2 protein-coding genes are annotated in these 2,183 nt (G+C 56.3%); both read left to right on the top strand.

Features of this window, described 5'->3' with window-relative positions:
* The first annotated feature begins 623 nt into the window (after positions 1–623).
* Positions 624–1,235 carry a hypothetical protein gene (locus EOB49_RS33665; RefSeq protein WP_127383479.1) on the top strand — a complete coding sequence of 204 codons (612 nt, stop codon included), beginning with the start codon at positions 624–626 and terminating at the stop codon, positions 1,233–1,235.
* Positions 1,235–1,987, top strand: a complete 753-nt coding sequence (locus tag EOB49_RS33660; protein WP_127383478.1) for a hypothetical protein — start codon at positions 1,235–1,237, stop codon at positions 1,985–1,987. Before EOB49_RS33665 ends, EOB49_RS33660 begins: the two co-directional genes overlap by 1 nt.
* The last annotated feature ends 196 nt before the right edge of the window (positions 1,988–2,183 follow it).

Raw genomic sequence — 2,183 nt, 5'->3', positions numbered from 1 at the left:
CTTCCAAGGCACCTTGCTCTCCTTGCAAAGGGCCGAAAGTGTAACCCATCTATCCAGAATGAACTGTCACCCATCTCTCGGGAAGGGCAGACGCTTGCCATCCTTGCGAATGGCTTGGCATATGAACCATGCCGGCTTGGCATCCGCGTGAAATGGCCGCTCAGTGTCAATTTGGTTGCGGACGCTAGTTTCCATAACATCTAACGAAGTCAGTTAGTTGATGGATTTGTAGCTCTGGGGCGCTTTCGCGGCTGAGCTTTAATATTTCGCGTGGCGACGTGAATTGAAACCTTCAGATCGCTTTGTGATCTCGCCGGTTCGCATGGCTCGCAAATATGTACTTTGTCGGCCTCAGATAAGAAATCTAGTGGAATTGCGGTGCGGGCGACCAAGTCTAACTGGAGGCGAAGCATCGCAATTTAAATGCCATGCTCGACGGTTTTTTTTTAGCGCGCCTATTGATCTGTCAGTCGTCCGAAAACGGGGGGCGCAAAAAAATCGCAGGATGCGCGTCGAATCCTGTGAAGTATCTGTGAAGAGCAAGGATTTGAGATGCTGTAAGTTGGCCAGAACCAGATACCTTGGTTGCAGTGATTCCCCTGAATCAATCTAGCGAGAATTGCATGGCCAAGGGCACGACAGGAAAGACCGGCGGAACCTCCAAGATACGCTTTATAATGGTCGAAGCGGAGATCGCCGACGGAGACATCGGACAGATCACCCAGGCGATCCAAAACGCCCTGAAGACATCCGCTCCCGTGACCACCCAGCGCATCGCCGGTCCGAGCGTCAAGGCGGTCGCCCGAGAGGCCGAGATCGACGCGGAGGACGATATGGAAGAAGCCGAGGTCGTGGAGATCGATACGCCTGTGCGAGCGCTGCGGCCGAAAGTGCAGCGCGCCGCCAAGCCTGCCCCGGAAGTCCTCGAACTCGACATGACATCCGCGACGTCTCTCGCAAGCTATGTGCATGGGGCGAATCCCAAGAGCAACGTTAAGCGTTACCTGCTCATAGCCGCCTGGTTCAAGGAACACCGGGAGACGCCGGCGGTGACGGCCGCACACATCTATACGGGATTTCGGACTCTTAAATGGTCGGTGAACATCCCTGATTTTTCGCAGCCGCTGCGCGATCTGAAGTTCGCGAAATTGATGACCTCGCCCGAGAAGGGACACTACGCCATCAACCATCTGGGCATCGCCGAGGTCGAAACGATGCTCTCGGGCGGCGATTGATGCTCCTTGCTGATTTCGTGCAGCAGGTCGATGGATTCGACGCGCTTTCGGCGAAGGACAAGATCAAGGTCTTCGGATGGTATCTCCACGTCCACAAGACGCTGGCGTCTTTCGACAACGAAGCCATCAGAGCCTGCTTCAAGCAGCTTCATCTGACGTCACCAGACGTTTCGGTGTACCTGCCGCGCATGGCCGCCACGAAGCCGCCGGAGCTCCTCAAGGAGCGAAGCAGATATCGGCTGGCGCGCAACGTGCGTTTCGATCTCGACAAGAAATACGGCGTGCATCAGACCGTCATACGGGTCGGCAAGCTTCTGTCCGATCTTCCTGACCGCTTACCGGATATCGCCGAACGGGCCTTCCTGCGGGAAGCGCTGGCCTGCTACCGAGCGGAGGCGTTCCGCGCCTGCATCGTCATGTCGTGGAACCTCGCGTTCGATCATCTCCTACGATGGATCCTTGCCAACGCGGCACGTCTTACGGACTTCAATGCTGCCATCACTCGGCGCTTCCCTAAGAAGACCGGCATCTCGATCTCATCCATCGAGCATTTCGAGGAGCTGAAGGAGGCAGAGGTTGTCGACATCTGTCAAACGGCCTCGCTGATATCCAAGAACACCACCGAAATCCTTCGAGAGAAGCTGAAGAAGAGGAACATGGCGGCCCACCCCTCACAGGTGACTATCCAGCAATCTCAGGCGGACGACGTCATCACTGATCTGGTCAACAACGTCGTGCTTACCTTGGTATGACAATGAGCGAAGACGCCAAAGTCAACTTCACGAAGGAAGGATTCGGGCAGCCGCCGGATCAGCTTACTGTAAAGCGCGTCGTCTGAATCCGTTTAGCCGCGACGCGCCTTAGAGTTATCTCTGGTGGGCGATAGCGGTCGGGGTTGGCAGTCACTCCCCCACCCCCCTCACACTCTCGCGCTCCACCAGCGGGCAC

Source organism: Mesorhizobium sp. M7A.F.Ca.MR.148.00.0.0 (assembly GCF_003997735.1).
Lineage (GTDB): Bacteria > Pseudomonadota > Alphaproteobacteria > Rhizobiales > Rhizobiaceae > Mesorhizobium.
The sequence above is the reverse complement of the archived record's forward strand: the minus strand, read 5'-3'. Positions and strand labels throughout refer to the sequence as shown.

What these genes read in the sequence shown, in the direction of transcription:
- EOB49_RS33665 (WP_127383479.1), top strand. Translation starts at nt 624, where the DNA reads ATGGCCAAGGGCACGACAGGAAAGACCGGCGGAACCTCCAAGATACGC.
- EOB49_RS33660 (WP_127383478.1), top strand. Translation starts at nt 1,235, where the DNA reads ATGCTCCTTGCTGATTTCGTGCAGCAGGTCGATGGATTCGACGCGCTT.